The sequence below is a fragment of the Actinomadura sp. DC4 genome (assembly GCF_030406325.1).
Lineage (GTDB): Bacteria > Actinomycetota > Actinomycetes > Streptosporangiales > Streptosporangiaceae > Actinoallomurus.
In genome coordinates, this window is the sequence record NZ_JAUEQY010000002.1 from 176975 (window position 1) to 191119 (window position 14145).

The 14145-nt window shown below is 73.3% G+C and carries 16 protein-coding genes; 6 read left to right on the forward strand and 10 right to left on the reverse strand.

Features of this window, described 5'->3' with window-relative positions:
* Positions 1–162 precede the first annotated feature (162 nt).
* The 6 genes from QWU11_RS03370 to QWU11_RS03395 are packed head-to-tail and all read left to right on the forward strand — an operon-like array spanning position 163 to position 5879.
* A complete protein-coding gene (locus tag QWU11_RS03370) occupies positions 163–1356 on the forward strand; it encodes an FAD-dependent oxidoreductase (protein ID WP_290103496.1) in 1194 nt (397 codons plus the stop codon).
* Positions 1353–1979 (forward strand): DUF1365 domain-containing protein, encoded by a 627-nt coding sequence (locus QWU11_RS03375; RefSeq protein WP_290103497.1) that lies wholly within the window; start codon positions 1353–1355, stop codon positions 1977–1979. Before QWU11_RS03370 ends, QWU11_RS03375 begins: the two co-directional genes overlap by 4 nt.
* The gene (locus QWU11_RS03380; protein ID WP_290103498.1) at positions 1976–3139 is read left to right on the forward strand and encodes a cyclopropane-fatty-acyl-phospholipid synthase family protein; all 1164 of its coding nucleotides are present in this window, start codon (positions 1976–1978) and stop codon (positions 3137–3139) included. The genes QWU11_RS03375 and QWU11_RS03380 overlap by 4 nt, the downstream gene beginning before the upstream one ends.
* Complete coding sequence (locus QWU11_RS03385; protein ID WP_290103499.1) at positions 3136–4317, forward strand: cyclopropane-fatty-acyl-phospholipid synthase family protein; 1182 nt, start codon at positions 3136–3138, stop codon at positions 4315–4317. Before QWU11_RS03380 ends, QWU11_RS03385 begins: the two co-directional genes overlap by 4 nt.
* On the forward strand, positions 4314–5084 hold the full coding sequence (locus tag QWU11_RS03390; RefSeq protein WP_290103500.1) for a DUF1295 domain-containing protein: 771 nt from the start codon (positions 4314–4316) through the stop codon (positions 5082–5084). Before QWU11_RS03385 ends, QWU11_RS03390 begins: the two co-directional genes overlap by 4 nt.
* Positions 5085–5126: 42 nt before the next feature.
* Entirely contained in the window at positions 5127–5879 is a 753-nt protein-coding gene (locus tag QWU11_RS03395; RefSeq protein ID WP_290103501.1) for an IclR family transcriptional regulator, read from the forward strand.
* 3 nt (positions 5880–5882) lie between these two features.
* Here QWU11_RS03395 and QWU11_RS03400 read toward each other — a convergent pair whose 3' ends face one another.
* The 10 genes from QWU11_RS03400 to QWU11_RS03445 all read right to left on the reverse strand — a co-directional run bounded on the left by QWU11_RS03400 (position 5883) and on the right by QWU11_RS03445 (position 14137).
* On the reverse strand, positions 5883–6803 hold the full coding sequence (locus tag QWU11_RS03400; protein ID WP_290103502.1) for a sugar kinase: 921 nt from the start codon (positions 6801–6803) through the stop codon (positions 5883–5885).
* Complete coding sequence (locus tag QWU11_RS03405) at positions 6803–7405, reverse strand: bifunctional 4-hydroxy-2-oxoglutarate aldolase/2-dehydro-3-deoxy-phosphogluconate aldolase (RefSeq protein ID WP_290103503.1); 603 nt, start codon at positions 7403–7405, stop codon at positions 6803–6805. Before QWU11_RS03405 ends, QWU11_RS03400 begins: the two co-directional genes overlap by 1 nt.
* Positions 7406–7453: 48 nt before the next feature.
* Positions 7454–8062: a hypothetical protein gene (locus QWU11_RS03410; protein ID WP_290103504.1), complete on the reverse strand. Its 609-nt coding sequence runs from the start codon at positions 8060–8062 to the stop codon at positions 7454–7456.
* Positions 8063–8195: 133 nt separating this feature from the next.
* Positions 8196–8966, reverse strand: a complete 771-nt coding sequence (locus tag QWU11_RS03415) for an alpha/beta fold hydrolase (RefSeq protein WP_290103816.1) — start codon at positions 8964–8966, stop codon at positions 8196–8198.
* A gap of 8 nt (positions 8967–8974) precedes the next feature.
* Complete coding sequence (locus QWU11_RS03420; RefSeq protein WP_290103505.1) at positions 8975–9403, reverse strand: CBS domain-containing protein; 429 nt, start codon at positions 9401–9403, stop codon at positions 8975–8977.
* An 81-nt stretch (positions 9404–9484) separates the two neighbouring features.
* Positions 9485–10129: a class F sortase gene (locus QWU11_RS03425; protein WP_290103506.1), complete on the reverse strand. Its 645-nt coding sequence runs from the start codon at positions 10127–10129 to the stop codon at positions 9485–9487.
* Entirely contained in the window at positions 10116–10742 is a 627-nt protein-coding gene (locus QWU11_RS03430) for a hypothetical protein (protein ID WP_290103507.1), read from the reverse strand. The genes QWU11_RS03425 and QWU11_RS03430 overlap by 14 nt, the downstream gene beginning before the upstream one ends.
* A 584-nt stretch (positions 10743–11326) precedes the next feature.
* Positions 11327–11518 (reverse strand): hypothetical protein, encoded by a 192-nt coding sequence (locus tag QWU11_RS03435; protein ID WP_290103508.1) that lies wholly within the window; start codon positions 11516–11518, stop codon positions 11327–11329.
* 80 nt (positions 11519–11598) lie between these two features.
* On the reverse strand, positions 11599–12852 hold the full coding sequence (locus tag QWU11_RS03440) for an FUSC family protein (RefSeq protein ID WP_290103509.1): 1254 nt from the start codon (positions 12850–12852) through the stop codon (positions 11599–11601).
* Positions 12853–12937: 85 nt separating this feature from the next.
* A complete protein-coding gene (locus QWU11_RS03445) occupies positions 12938–14137 on the reverse strand; it encodes an acetyl-CoA C-acetyltransferase (RefSeq protein ID WP_290103510.1) in 1200 nt (399 codons plus the stop codon).
* Between the last annotated feature and the right edge of the window lie 8 nt (positions 14138–14145).

Sequence of the window (14145 nt, forward strand, 5' to 3'; positions counted from 1 at the left end):
GGGGCGCGCGGCCGCCGCGAGGGTACCCGGGACGCACCGCACTCGTTCGCCGCACACCCTAGACACAAAGATCATCCCGATCCGGGACATATCGCAGAATTCGTACCAATCCGCTTCCACGATCGCTCCGAAGTACCCGCGAGGCACGTCGATTGGGAGCACATGCGGATCGCGGTCATCGGTAGTGGCGTGGCGGGGCTCACCGCCGCGTACGTGCTGGCCAGGAACTCAGAGGTGACGCTGTTCGAGGCCGACGAGCGCCTCGGCGGGCACGCGCACACCCACGACGTCGGCGGCATGGCCGTCGACTCGGGGTTCATCGTGCACAACCACCGGACCTATCCCCTGCTCACCCGTCTCTTCCGCGAGCTCGGGGTGGAGACGCGGGAGACCGAGATGAGCATGTCGGTCCGCTGTCGCGGATGCGGCCTCGAATATGCCGGCGGGCGGGGGATACCGGGGCTCCTCGCCCGCCGGCCAAGTCTGCGCTACCTGCGGATGCTCGCGGACGTCCCGCGCTTCCACCGCGCCGCGCGCGCCCTGACCGGCGACCCGACCCTCGGGGAGTTCGTCGCCGGCTACTCCCCCTACTTCGTCGCGCACTTCGTCACGCCGCTGGTCGCCGCGGTCTGGTCGTGCTCGGCCGCCGACGCCATGCGCTATCCGGCCCGGTACCTGTTCGCGTTCCTGGACAACCACGGCATGCTCTCGGTGACCGGGGCCCCGCCCTGGCGTACGGTCGCCGGCGGCAGCCGCGCGTACGTCGACCGGATCGCCAAGGGCCTGACCTCGGTCCGCACCGGCGCGCCGGTGCGCGACCTGCGCCGCACCCCGGACGGCGTCGCGCTGCATACGCCGCTCGGCGCCGCGGAGTTCGACGCCGCCGTCGTCGCCGCCCATCCCGGCCAGGCGCTACGGCTGCTCGCCGAGCCGACGCGGGCCGAGCGGGAGACGCTGGGCGCCTTCCGGTACTCCCGCAACGAGGCCGTGCTGCACACCGACGGCTCGGCGCTGCCCGAGCGCGCGCACGCCGCGTGGAACTACACGATGCCCTCCTGCGCGGCCACCGCCGACCGGGTGCGGGTCAGCTACGACATGAACCGCCTGCAGCGGCTCGGCGCGCCGCGGCCGTACGTGGTCACCCTCGGCGGCACGGTGCCCGAGGAGCACGTGCTCGCCCGGATGGTCTACGAGCACCCGGTCTACACGCCCGAGGCCGTGGCCGCGCAGGAGCGGCTGCCGGCCCTGAACGACCGGCGGATCGCCTTCGCCGGCGCGTACCACGGCTGGGGCTTCCACGAGGACGGCTGCCGCTCCGGCGTCGAGGCGGCCCGCGCGCTGGGCGGCACGTGGTGACGGCCCTGTACGCCTGCCGCGTCACACACGTCCGTACGGCCCCGCTGCGCAACGCCTTCACCTATCCGGTCTACCTGTGGCTGGTCGACGTCGACCGGCCGCCACGCGGCTTCCTGGCCCGTGACCACTTCGGCGGGGGCACGCTCCGCCAGGGCGTCACGGACTTCCTGCGCGAGCGCGGCGTCGAGGCGGTCGGGCGGATCCGGATGCTCGCCCAGCCGCGTGTGCTCGGCCACGTCTTCAACCCGCTCAGCCTCTACTGGTGCGAGGCGCCCGGTGGCACGCACGTCGTCGCCGAGGTTCACAACACGTACGGCGAGCGCCATGGGTACCTGCTGCGGCCGGGGCAGGACCGGCTCGACAAGGAGTTCTTCGTCTCCCCCTTCTACCCGGTCGACGGGACGTACCGGATGAGCCTGCCCGAGCCCGGCGAGCGGCTGGCGGTCTCGGTCACGCTGCACCGCCCCGGCGACCGCCCGTTCGTGGCCACCGTACGCGGCGAGCGCACGCGCGGGCGTGCCGTGCGGCGTGCGCTGGCGACCCTCGCCGTACCCGTGCGCATCCGCCGCCAGGGCATCGGCCTCTACCTGCGTGGACTTCCCCGAAAGGAGCACCCTGGATGAACTGGCCCGACATCGAGCGGGTGCCGCGGTCGGCCGTGCGTGCGGCCGTGGCGCGGCGGCTCTTCGCCCGCGCCGCCTCCCGCCTGTCGCTGGAGGTCGAACTCCCCGATGGCGTACGGCCGGGCACCGGACCCCGCATCGTCCTGCACCGGCCCGACGCGTTCTTCCACCGCGTCGGCGCGTACGGGCTGATCGGCCTCGGCGAGGCGTACATGGCCGGCGACTGGGACGCCCCCGACCTGGCCGGGCTACTCACGGAGTTCGCCTCACGGGTGAGCACGCTGGTGCCGCCGCGGCTGCAGTGGGTGCGCCGCTGGTACGCGCGGCGCTCGCCCGACGACGGCTCGATCTCGGCGGCGCGGGAGAACATCCACCGGCACTACGACCTGTCCAACGCGCTGTTCGCGGCGTTCCTGGACGAGACGATGACGTACTCCAGCGCGCTGTTCGAGCACGACGACACCCTCGCGGACGCGCAGCGGCGCAAGATCGACCGGCTGCTCGACCTGGCCGGGGTGAGGCCGGGCAGCCGGGTGCTGGAGATCGGCACCGGGTGGGGCGAGCTCGCCATCCGGGCCGCCGCGCGCGGCGCCCGGGTCACCTCGATCACCATCTCCGAGGAGCAGCGCAAGCTCGCCCTCGACCGGGTCGCCGAGGCCGGGTACGCCGGCAGCGTCGACGTCGACCTGCGCGACTACCGCGAGGTGGAGGGCGTCTACGACGCGATCGTCAGCGTCGAGATGATCGAGGCGGTCGGCGAGCGGTACTGGCCGGTCTTCTTCGAGAGCCTCGACCGCGCGCTCGCCCCCGGCGGCCGGATCGCCCTGCAGGCGATCACGATGCCGCACGACCGGATGCTCGCCACCCGCACCACCTACACCTGGGTGCAGAAGTACATCTTCCCCGGCGGCCTGCTTCCCTCGGTCGAGGCGATCGAGTCGGCGACGGCGCTCCGGGTCACCGGCCGGTTCGCGTTCGGCCCGGACTACGCGCGGACGCTCCGGATGTGGCGGGAGCGGTTCGAGCGAGCCGACGTCGAGGCGCTCGGCTTCGACGGGGTCTTCCGCCGCATGTGGCGCTTCTACCTGGCCTACTCCGAGGCCGGGTTCCGCTCCGGCTACCTGAACGTCCGGCAACTGCTCTTGGAGAGATCCGCATGACGGTCGCGGCCACGATGGAACCCCTGCTCCACCGGCTGTTCGACGGCGAGCCGCCGGTGCGGATCCGCGCGTGGGACGGCAGCGAGACCGGGCCCTCCGGCGGCCCGGTGCTGGTCCTGCGCTCGCGCCGTGCGCTGCGGCGCGTCCTGTGGCGGCCCGGCGAGCTCGGGTTCGCCCGCGCGTACGTGACCGGCGACCTCGACGTGGACGGCGACCTCGCCGAGGGCCTGCGGGCGGTGTGGGCGTCCCGGCCCGCGGGCGTTCCGTGGGCGCGGGCGGCCTGGCTCGCCGTACGGCTCGGCGTGCTGGGGCCGCCGCCGCGTGCGCCGCGCTCGGAGGCCCGGCTGTCCGGCCGCGAGCACACCCTGCGGCGCGACCGTGCCGCGATCGCGCACCACTACGACGTGCCCGCGGCCTTCTACGAACTGCTGCTCGACGAGTCGATGGCCTACTCCTGCGCGTACTTCGACGATGACGACCTGGCCAAGGCCCAGCGCGCCAAGCTCGGCCTGGTCTGCCGCAAGCTCGGGCTCCGGCCGGGCATGCGGCTGCTCGACGTCGGCTGCGGCTGGGGTTCGCTGGCGGTGCACGCCGCCGCCGAGTACGGGGTGCGCGTCACGGGGATCACGCTGTCGGAGGAGCAGGCCGCGTACGCGCGCTCCCGGGTGAAGGGGCTGCCGGTGGAGATCCGGGTCGAGGACTATCGGGAGACCGGCGACGGGCCCTACGACGCGATCGCCTCGATCGAGATGGGCGAGCACGTCGGCGCCGCGAACTACCCGGTGTTCGCCGCGCGGCTGCACTCGCTCGTACGGCCGGGCGGGCCGGTGCTGATCCAGCAGATGTCGCGGCGGAGCGGGTCGGCGCCGGGCGGCGGCCCGTTCATCGAGACCTACATCGCGCCCGACATGCACATGCGGCCGGTCGAGGAGACCGTCGGGCTGCTGCAGGGCGCCGGACTCGAGGTCCGCGACCTGCACGGTCTGCGCGAGGACTACGTACGGACCGCCGAGGCGTGGTCGCGGAACCTGGAGTCCCGCTGGGACGAGGCGGTGGCGCTGATCGGCGAGGAGGGCGCCCGGGTGTGGCGGCTGTACCTCGCGGGCGGCGCGCTCGCCTTCGAGCAGGACCGCATGGGCGTCGACCAGATCCTCGCGACCCGGCCCTCGGAGGCATGATGATCTTCATCTGGACACTCGTGGCCGTGGTGGCGGTGCTGGCGGTGACGTTCGCGGTCGCGCGCGTGGTGGGCCGGCACAGTGTGGTGGACGTGGCGTGGGGGCTCGGCTTCGCCGTCGTGTCCGTGGTGGGCGCGGCGGTGGGCGGGGGTTCTCCGGGACGCCGCCTGCTGGTCGCCGCGCTGACCGTGGTCTGGGGCGTACGGCTGGCGGCGCACATCGCCTGGCGGTCGCGCGGCGGAGGCGAGGACCCGCGCTACGAGCGGTTGCTGGCGGACGCGCCGGGGAGCCGCGACGCGTACGCGCTGCGCAAGATCTACCTGACGCAGGGGCCGGTGCTCTGGTTCGTGTCGCTGCCGGTGCAGGTCGCCCAGCTGTCGCGGGGGCCGCTCGGGGTCATGGCGTGGATCGGGACCGCGGTGTGGCTGGTCGGGTTCGTCTTCGAGTCGGTCGGTGACCTCCAGCTCGCCCGCTTCCGCGCCGACCCGGCCGGCCGCGGGCAGGTGATGGACCGCGGGCTGTGGCGGTACACCCGCCACCCGAACTACTTCGGCGACGCGTGCGTGTGGTGGGGCCTGTTCCTCATCGCCTGCGACCACTGGACCGGCGCGCTGACCGTACTGTCCCCGGTGCTCATGACGTTCTTCCTGGTGAAGGGGACGGGCAAGCCGCTGCTGGAGGAGGGCATGAAGAGCACCCGGCCGGGCTATGAGGAGTACGCCGCGCGGACGAGCGGCTTCCTCCCCCTGCCCCCACGCCGCCGCTGACCTGGGCGGTCGCGGGTGATCGGCTGAGGATAGGCTCTCCCTGTGGTGACGTGGACCGGCGGGGGCTCCATCGACAAGGCACTCACGGTGCTCGAGGCGCTGGCCGAGCACCACCGGGTGACCGACATCGCCGCCGGCACGGGGCTGCCGAAGTCGACGGTGCACCGCATCCTGCAGTCGCTCGTCGGGTGGGGGTTCGCCCGTACCGACGGCAGCGGCGGGTACGTTCCCGGGCCGCGCATCCTCACCCTCGCCGGCAAGGTGATGAGCCGGTTCGACCCCGCCCAGCACGCGGACGCGGCGCTGCAGAGCCTGCGCGACCGGACCGGCTTCACCGTGCACTTCGCCATCCGCAGCGGCGACGAGGCCGTCTACGTGCGCAAACTCGAAGGGCTCGGGCCGTACCAGATGGCCTCGCGGGTCGGCATGAGCATGAGCCTGCACTCGACCGCGATCGGGAAGGCCGTCCTCGCCCAGCTGCGCGACACGGAGGTCGCCGCGATCACCTCGCGTACCGGCCTCGACCGGCTCACCGAGCGGACGATCACCGAGCCCGGCGTGCTGCTGAGCCACCTCGCCGACGTACGCCGGCGCGGCTACTCCGTCGACGACGAGGAGAACGAGGACGGCATCCGCTGTGTCGGCGCGCCCGTCTTCGACCACACCGGCGCCGTGATGGGCGGCATCTCCGTCTCCGGTCTGGCCTTCGAGGTCGCCTCGGACGACGAGACGCTCGGCGCGGAGGTCGTCAGCGCCGCCCGCGACGTGTCCGCCGCCCTCGGCGCGCCGGCCTGACCGTCACGCCCCCAGCAGTCCGTCGATCTCCTCCGCCGTGGCCACGCGGCCGGTGCCGCCCTGGCCGCTCAGGGACACCGACGCCGCGGCGCAGCCGGCCCGTACGGCCTCGGTCAGCGGCACGCCCCGCGCCAGGCGGGCGGTGAGGACGCCCGCGAAGGCGTCACCCGCCCCCGTCGCGTCGACCACGGCCGAGGCCGGGAACGGCGGGACCTGCCGCCGGCCCGTACGCGTGGCGACGTGGACGCCGTCCGGGCCGCGGGTCACGGCGGCGGCGGCCGCGCCGAGCTCCAGGCAGGCCACCGCGGCGCGCTCCGGGTCGTCGGTGCCGAGCAACGCGCCGGTGTCGGCCGGGCACGAGGGCGTGACGAGCGCGGCGTGCGGGGCCACCTTCGCCAGCGTCTCCCGCGCGGCCGGGGCGGTCGTGAGACGGGCCCGGAAGTTGGGGTCGTAGACGACCGCGCCCCGGGCCGCCTCGGCGGCGGCCACGACGGCGGCGGCGCAGGAGTCCGACAGCGCGGCGGTGATCCCGCTCAGCAGGACCGCGCCCGCCGCCGCGACCGGGGCGTCCGCCACGTCGGCCGGGGACAGCCGCGAGGCCGCGCTGCCCGCGCGCATGTACGCGAACGCGCGGTCGCCGGCCGGGTCCGCGCCCACCGCGTACGCGCCCGTGTGTCCCGGGCCACGCCGCATCCAGCGGGTGTCGACGCCACGTCCGGCGGCGAAGGCGATCAGGCGCTCGCCGAACTCGTCCTCTCCCGTGCGCGTGACCAGGGCCACGCGCACGCCGGTGGCCGCGGCGGCGACGGCGGCGTTGAGCGCGTCGCCGGAGAACGACAGCTGGAACGTGTTCGCGCTGGTCAGCGGCTCGGCCGCGGAGAACTCCACCAGCGGCTCGCCGATGATGACGACCTCCGGGTCCATCACAGGTCCGGCCCCTCGATCGCTTCGCGTACGGCCTTCGCCGGGTCGGGCGCCTTCACCAGGCCCGACCCGACGCCCACCGCGTACGCCCCGGCGGCGAGGTAGTCGCGGACCTCGGCCAGGCCGATCCCGCCGGTCGGGACGATGCGCGCGCCCGGCAGCACGGCGAGCACCGAGCGCAGGTAGGCCGGGCCGCCGACGTGGGCGGGGAACAGCTTGGCGATGCCGCGCTCGGACGCGCCGGCGATCTCGGCCGGGGTGAGACCTCCTTCGAGGAACACCGTGTCCGTGGTCTCGGCGAAGAAGCGCACGTCCTCAGAGGGGTACGGGCTGACGAGGAAGTCGGCCCCGGACTCCAGCGCCAGGCGCGCGTCGCCGGCCGTCGTCACGGTGCCGGCGCCGAGCACCGCGCCGGGGTGCGCGCGGCGCACGTCGCGCAGGGCGTCCGACCAGCCCGGTGTGGTCGCAGTGAGCTCGACGACGCCGAGCCCGGCGTCGAGGAGGGTCCGCGCCGCGCGCACGGCGCCGGCCGCGTCCGGCGTCCGCAGGACGGGCAGCAGCCGCGCGGCGCCGATCGCCCGCTCGATGTCGTGGTGTTCCATTTCCGAGCCCCCTCGTTCCGCCGTACGGGACGTCGTCCCCATTATCGGTCAGCGGCGGCGGAGCATGGCGGCGGTCAGGACGGCGCGCAGGTCCGGGGGCATCTCGCGGCACAGGAGCACGGCCATGTCGTTGCCCGGCGGCGAGGAGGACCGGCCCAGCCTGACACCTCGCGCGTCGACCACCTCGGCGCCGTCTTCGAGGGCGCGGACGCTGCCGACCACGGCGAGCCCCTGCCGGACGATGATCCGGTCGTCGCCGTACGGCCGGAACTCATACCGTACGTTCGCCTCACCCCGGCGGACCTGCACCCGGTTACGAAAGATCTTGACGCGCCACAGCGTGCGGCCGCGCGCGGTCTTGAGCCGTACGCCGTCGCGGTAGGTCTTCGCCACGGCCACCAGATGGCCGTGGCGGGTGAAGCGACCGGACCTGCCCCCGATCGTGACCCGCGTGCCACTGAGCCTGCTGCTGATCGTCGTGGTGCCGTTGCGCCGGACCACGGCGACCAGCGAGCCGCTCGGCCGTCCGGTCACCCGCAGGAGCGCCGGCATCGCCGTCGCGGAGGTCTGCACCGCGGTGGGGTGCGCCGGGGTCCGCTCCCGGGCGCCGCCGCATCCGGCGACTAAGACCAGGGCCACCACCAGCAGCCTCTTCACCGCCGCCTCCCAACGATGAGCGGACGCGTACCGCGCGACCCCGCGCCGCCATCCGTTCGTACGCTAGCCGATGCGGGCAAGCGCGGGCGGCGCTCTCACTGACTCCGGGAACTGCTCTTTGTCACCGCCCTGGTCAACCGCTGCGCGACGCGTCCTCGCGGGTGTGCGCGGCGGCCCACGCGGCGATCCGCCGGATCAGTTCCGGTGGCGCGGCACCCTCCGCGTGGCCGAACCCCGGCTCGATCCACAGCTCACGCGGCTCACCCGCGCCGTCGTACAGCTGCTCGGCGTGGTCGGTCGGCAGGAACGGGTCGAGATCGCCGTGGACGACCAGGAGCGGCACCGGCGCGATGCGCCCGGTGACGAGGTAGGGCGGCTCGGGCTCCCGTGGCCATCCTCGCGAGGTGACGCGCGTCTTGCGCGCGAGGCGTACGGCGAGACGGCCGGCCCGGCGCTCGACCGCCCAGTGCGCACGGCGCATCGGCTTGGTGTCGCGGTAGTACCAGCGGGCGGGCGCGCTGACCGAGACCACCGCGTCGACGCCGCCGATCAGGGCCGCGTGGCGGATGACGATCATGCCGCCCATCGAGAAGCCGACGAGGGCCACGCGTTCGTACCCGAGATGGCGCGCGTGGCGTACGGCGGCGTCGACGTCCATCACCTCGCGGTCGCCGACCGTGGACAGGCCTCCAGACCGGCCGTGCCCGCGAAGGTCGATGGCGATCACGCCGCCGACCTCGTTCAGCTCGGCGCCGATCCGCAACGTGGCCGGCTGCTGCCGGCTGCCGGTGAAGCCGTGGACGAGGACGACGCACAGCGCGCGGTCGCCCGGTGAGTGGCCGGCGTCGATCCGTACGCCGTCCATGGAGTAGAGAGTCAGCGGTTGAGTGCTCACACCCTCCATGGTGCAGGTCAACGGTTGATGTAGTCGACCAGCTGTTCGCGCTCGGTCTCGAGTTCGGCGATCGCGGACTTGACGACGTCGCCGATGCTGACGATGCCGACGAGGGCGCCGTCGCGCACGACGGGCACGTGCCGGATGCGGTGCTCGGTCATCGTGGCGCGCAGGTCCTCGACGTTGTCGCTCGGCGCGCACGTCCGTACGGTCGCCGTCATGATCGACGAGACGGGCTCGTCGAGCAGGCCCGCACCACGGTCGTGCAGGCGCCGTACGACGTCGCGCTCGGACGCGATGCCCTCGATCGTCGTCCCGTCCGTGGAGACGACGACCGCGCCGATGTTGTGCTCGGCCAGGAGCGCGAGCAGCGCCCGCACCTCGGCCTCCGGCTTGATGGTCGCGACGTCCTCGCCCTTGCGGCGAAGGATCTCTGTGATGCGCATGTAGCCCTCCCGACTCGCTGTGACCGCCATCACTTACGTTAGCCATCCCCGCCTCGGTGACAAGTCCGGACGGGGTCTGGTTCAGCGGTTCCGGTGGCCGGTGAGGTGGCCGAACACGATGGTGTTGCCGGTGTAGTGGTGGCCCACGAAGTCGCCGCCACAGGTGATCAGGCGCAACCCGGCGAAGCCGACCGGGCCGTAGACCCGTTGCGATGGGAAGTGCGCCTTCGGGACGTGCTCGACGGAGTCGACCGTGAAGACGGCGACCTTGCCGTCCTTGCGGGTGACGTCGACCCCGTCCCCGGGGCGCAGCTTGGCGAGGCTGAAGAAGACGGCGGCGCCCTTCTTCGTGTCGACGTGCCCGACGATCACGGCCGGCCCGCGCTCGCCGGGTGTGGGCCCCTTGTCGTACCAGCCGGCCTGTTGCGCCTCGGCCAGCGGAGGTACGGAGAGGGTGCCGTCGTGCTCGACCCCGAGCGCCATCAGCTTCGAGTGCACCCCGATCTTCGGGATGTCGACACGTACGGGCGTGGACGCCTTCAGCGCGAGCCCCGGCGGCCGGTTCGCGGCCCGCGGCCGGGCCGCTTCCGGCGCAGGCCGCGGCGGCCCGGAGTTCTGACAAGCGTCGAACCCCAGGACCGCCGAGCCCGCCGCGATCAGGGCGGCGGCCGTCCCGGTGAGGAGACGGCCGCCACGCGGTCGTGCCGGTGAATCAGGAACGGGCACTGGCCTGGAGACGCCGGCGGGCCAGCGGGAGAAGACCCGCACCGCCGACCAGCAACGACAGACCGGCCAGACCCAGAGGAGCGTTCATCCCCTGAGTGCCGCCGAAGCCGCTCCGCACCGCACCCGTCGGAACGTAGTAACGACGCGGCGCAGGCGCAGGCGCAGGCGGACGCGACACCGTCACGTGCTCGTGCCCACAGCAGGCACTCGTGCGCTCGGAGGCGGAGTCGCCGCCGCCCTGGCCGTCGCCGTCGTCGTCATCGTCGTCGTCGCCGGCCTCCTCGCCACAGCCGTGGGCCAAGCCGCCGATGTGACCGCCGATACCACAGAGGCCGCCCCGGCCGGAGTGGTGCGAACGGTGACTGCCGCCGATCTCGGCGTCGCCACCGTCATCGTCGTCGCCCTCATCGTCGTCGTCATCGTCACCCTTGGGGAGCGCCACCTGGTGCATCCCGTTGTAGAGCACACCCTGGTGGTGCGCCCCGTATACCGTCTGGTAGTGCACTGCCCCGATCTCGCCGGCCGTTGTCGCCAGGGCGAACGCAGGTGAGGCCAAGCCGATGGTCAGTGCGGCCGCTGAAGCGGTTGTCAGGGTCAGAGTCTTGACCCTCATGGGTCCCCCCTTGATGTCAGCGGCAGCCCGGACTCCTCCCGGCTGCCGGCATCGCCACCAGCCCCCTCATTCCCGCAATGCGGGCAGTACGACCAAGATCACTATCCTCTTGAGCTAATGATTACGGTGCAGATCATGCGCCTTAGGAAAACCGCCGATTTCGTCCGGCGCGAGACGGGGGTTCGCGTTTGTTGCCCCTTTTGTTCCGACGTCAGAGGGTCGTTACGTTGCGGGTGGTTGTGGCCTGGTAGACGGGGAGACGAGGGCGTGGGAGCCGCTTTCGGCCGGTCGCCATTGCGACGGGGGACGACATTTTGCGACAATTGCTTGTCTCGTGTTTGGGAGCGCGTTCGGGGGCGTCGGTGGCGGCGCGGTTGATAATGGGCAGGTGTCGCTTTCCGCCTTTTAAACGCTCGACTGCTGGCGTTGGGGAAATCGCCGCTCGTAGAGGTCGATCGCCGCACGAAGCGGCGTGCTCGGGTGGGCCGCGCGGCGCCTTGCCCGGTGTTCTCGCGGCGGTAGCCTCGGCCGGCATTCCGGCCGCGTGTCTCCGGCTCTCTCGCTTGGGGTCTCGGGGGGTTTTGTCACCTGCCCGCGTGGCCGGTCCGCATCTGGGGGGCGGGCAGGCGGTACGGCCGCGGGCGGTCGGGGTCGCGCAGCCGCAGGGCGCGGAGCGAGACCGGCGCGAAGGCGTACATGATCGCGGTGGCCGAGGTGACCAGACCGACCAGCGACTGCCGGCTCTGGAACCGGAGGGGATCGCGGCCAAGGTCCATTCCCGAGCGCCCGATATGCCGACCCCGCATCCGAGCGCGGCACACGCGCCGGTCCCCCGAAACTCCGCGGCGCGACGGCCCTACCTCGTACCGCGACCCCGGGACCGGGCACGCTCGCGAGCACGCCGGCCGTGGGGAGGCTCCCGGCGGGCCGGGTGGCGAGGGCGGATTCGGCTCGGCCGGGGCGGGCCCGCTCGGCGGCGGGATGGGCGGCGGCTCGGCCAGGTCTCGCGGGCCGTCGCCCGGTGCTCGACGCGCAGCTGGTCCAGCAGGCGGTCCAGGTGGACCAGGAGTTCGCCCCGGAGCGGCCAGCCCGGGGGCTCGTCCGCCGGCAGGTTCAGCAGCGTCTCCGCGACACGGTCGCGGTGGGCTTCGGCGCAGGTCAGGCTCTTGCGGAGCTCGCTCTCGGCCGGTCCCGTGTCGCCGCCCACCTCCGCGCCCAGCATGCGTCCGTACATTCTCAGGCTCGCGGCGAGGTCCTCCAGCGTCCGCGCCAGCTCGTCCTGGGCCGCCCGGCCGAACGCCGGGTCCTCCGGCCCGCGCGTGCTGTCCGCCACAGAGCGCGCCAGACCCCGGAGCGTCATCCACACGTGCTCCAACGCCTCCAGGCCCGTACGAAGCGCCACAGACGCGTGCGGAAGGCCCGTCGCCCGCGGGTTCAGGCGGATGCTGTCCTCCGCGTCGCTCAGGGCGCGGTCCACCCGGCCCAGTTCCTTGCCCAGCGTCCTGGCCCGGCTGAGCCAGTCGACCGTCTCCTCGTGGGTCGGCGTACGGCGCAGGCCCTCGGCCATCGTGTCCAGGAGGCCGCCCAGATCGCGGCCCAGCTCCTCGATCGCCTCCTCCGCGGGCTGGACGCGCAGGGGCGAGAACACCAGGCCGGCGGCCAGGCCCGCGGCGGCGCCGATCAGGGTCTCCAGCACCCGGTCGGCGGCGTTCATGCCGGTCGGCAGGGACAGGATCAGCATCGCGCTGATCGGCGCCTCGAGCACATGCTCACCCAGGCGCAGCAGGTGGCCGAGGACGAGCGCGGCCCCGACGGCCAGGCCCAGGCTCCACCACGTGAAGCCGAGGGCCCAGGCCAGCACGACCGCGACCAGCACGCCACCGGCCACGCTCCCGACGCGCTGTACGGCGCTGCGCAGCGTCCGGTACAGGCTGAACTGCAGCACCAGCAGCGCGGTCAGCGGCGCCAGCGTCGGGCGGGCGGTGGTGCCCGGGACGAGCAGGGCGATGAGGTACGACGCGGTGGCCGTCGTGGTCAGCCGGGCGACGAGCGCCGCCTTCGACTGGGCCTTCCGGCGTACGACCTTGAGCGGTTCGGTGATGGCGGACACGGGCTGAAGCGTCATGAGGCATCAGGGAGGGTCGAAGAAACAGGACCCTCACGACATCGCTTCGGCGCGCGCCGGTATTCCGATCTCAGGCCACGCGTTCGAAGACGGCCGCCAGACCCTGGCCGCCGCCGATGCACATCGTCTCCAGGCCGTACCGCGCCTCGCGCCGGCGCAGCTCGTGCAGCAGCGTGGCGAGGATGCGGGTGCCGGTCGCGCCGACCGGGTGGCCGAGCGAGATGCCCGAGCCGTTGACGTTGAGCTGGTCGAGATCGGGCAGCTTCCACTCGCGCAGGACGCCGAGGACCTGGGCGGCGAACGCCTCGTTCAGCTCGATGAGGTCGATGTCGTCCAGGCTGAGCCCGGCGCGGCGCAGTGCCTCGGCCGTGGCCGGCACGGGGCCGAGGCCCATCAGGTGCGGCGGCACCCCGGCGACGGCCCAGGACACCAGGCGTGCCTGCGGGGTGAGGCCGAGCGCGTCCGCCCTCTCGCGTGTCGTGACGAGGCAGGCGGCGGCGCCGTCGTTCTGGCCGCTGGAGTTGCCCGCCGTGACGGTCGCGCCGCCGACGCGCATCACCGGCCGCAGGCCCGCGAGGCGTTCGAGGCTCGTGTCGGCGCGCGGGTGCTCGTCGCGGTCGATGACCTGCGTGCCCTTGCGGTCGCTCACCTCGACCGGCACGATCTCGTCGGCGAACCGGCCCTCCTCCTGCGCCGCGACCGCGAGCCGGTGGGAGCGGAGGGCGAGTTCGTCCTGTTCGTCCCTGCCGATGCCGTACTGCGCCCGTACGTTCTCCGCCGTCTCCAGCATCCCGCCGGGTACCGGGTAGTCGCGGCCGCCGGCGGTCACCCGTGCGCGCGCCAGCCGGTCGACGAACTTGATCTCCGCTCCGGGGCGGCCCCAGCGCAGGTCGTCGGCGTAGAACTCCACGCCGCTCATGCTCTCGGCGCCGCCCGCGATCACCGCGTCGCTCGCGCCGGTCGCCACCTGCATGACCGCGTTGATCACCGCCTGCAGCCCCGAACCGCAGCGCCGGTCGATCTGGGCGCCGCCGACCTCGACCGGCAGCCCCGCGTCGAGCGCGGCGACGCGGCCGATGGCGGGCGCCTCCCCGCTCGGGTAGCACTGCCCGAGGATGACGTCGCTCACCTCTGACGGTTCGACGCCCGTACGTTCGACCAGGGCGCGGATCACCGTCGCGGCGAGTTCGGCGGCGCTGACGTCGCGGAAGACACCGCCGAATCGGCCGACGGGCGTACGGACCGGGGAGCACACCACTACATCGCGCATGATTCGCA

What these genes read in the sequence shown, in the direction of transcription:
- QWU11_RS03445 (WP_290103510.1), bottom strand. Translation starts at nt 14,137, where the DNA reads ATGCGCGATGTAGTGGTGTGCTCCCCGGTCCGTACGCCCGTCGGCCGA.
- QWU11_RS03390 (WP_290103500.1), top strand. Translation starts at nt 4,314, where the DNA reads ATGATGATCTTCATCTGGACACTCGTGGCCGTGGTGGCGGTGCTGGCG.
- QWU11_RS03385 (WP_290103499.1), top strand. Translation starts at nt 3,136, where the DNA reads ATGACGGTCGCGGCCACGATGGAACCCCTGCTCCACCGGCTGTTCGAC.
- QWU11_RS03370 (WP_290103496.1), top strand. Translation starts at nt 163, where the DNA reads ATGCGGATCGCGGTCATCGGTAGTGGCGTGGCGGGGCTCACCGCCGCG.
- QWU11_RS03380 (WP_290103498.1), top strand. Translation starts at nt 1,976, where the DNA reads ATGAACTGGCCCGACATCGAGCGGGTGCCGCGGTCGGCCGTGCGTGCG.
- QWU11_RS03430 (WP_290103507.1), bottom strand. Translation starts at nt 10,742, where the DNA reads ATGAGGGTCAAGACTCTGACCCTGACAACCGCTTCAGCGGCCGCACTG.
- QWU11_RS03400 (WP_290103502.1), bottom strand. Translation starts at nt 6,803, where the DNA reads ATGGACCCGGAGGTCGTCATCATCGGCGAGCCGCTGGTGGAGTTCTCC.
- QWU11_RS03415 (WP_290103816.1), bottom strand. Translation starts at nt 8,966, where the DNA reads ATGGAGGGTGTGAGCACTCAACCGCTGACTCTCTACTCCATGGACGGC.
- QWU11_RS03435 (WP_290103508.1), bottom strand. Translation starts at nt 11,518, where the DNA reads ATGGACCTTGGCCGCGATCCCCTCCGGTTCCAGAGCCGGCAGTCGCTG.
- QWU11_RS03405 (WP_290103503.1), bottom strand. Translation starts at nt 7,405, where the DNA reads ATGGAACACCACGACATCGAGCGGGCGATCGGCGCCGCGCGGCTGCTG.
- QWU11_RS03420 (WP_290103505.1), bottom strand. Translation starts at nt 9,403, where the DNA reads ATGCGCATCACAGAGATCCTTCGCCGCAAGGGCGAGGACGTCGCGACC.